This is a genomic window from Enterobacter sp. PTB (assembly GCF_051130085.1).
GTDB classification, from domain to species: domain Bacteria; phylum Pseudomonadota; class Gammaproteobacteria; order Enterobacterales; family Enterobacteriaceae; genus Enterobacter; species Enterobacter ludwigii.
Window position 1 is genome coordinate 1 of sequence record NZ_JBDKEE010000179.1, and the last position, 257, is coordinate 257.

The window sequence follows — 257 nt, forward strand, 5'->3', positions numbered from 1 at the left end:
GACGTGCATTTCTGCGACGCGGACTGCCGGGATGATTATGATAAACGGCAGCAGTCTCACCTGCGTCGTTAAAATCTCAGAGCAAATGGCTTTCATTGAATACGCATGCACAACCGATGAGATAAAAAATTTAATTCAGCAAGCAGGGAACTTTCGTTTCGGCTTCTCCCTTATGTACGGGGTTTAAGTCCCTCCGGCCTGTGACTTAAGCGTTTGTGGCTGCGTTTCTTTCGGTATAACAAACCAGGTCATTGCCG

General features: G+C 47.5%; 1 protein-coding gene. It reads left to right on the forward strand.

The features are described from left to right. A partial coding sequence (locus tag AAIR21_RS28160) for a hypothetical protein (protein WP_434682879.1) occupies positions 1-187 on the forward strand: 187 nt, incomplete at its 5' end. Positions 188-257: the final 70 nt, after the last annotated feature.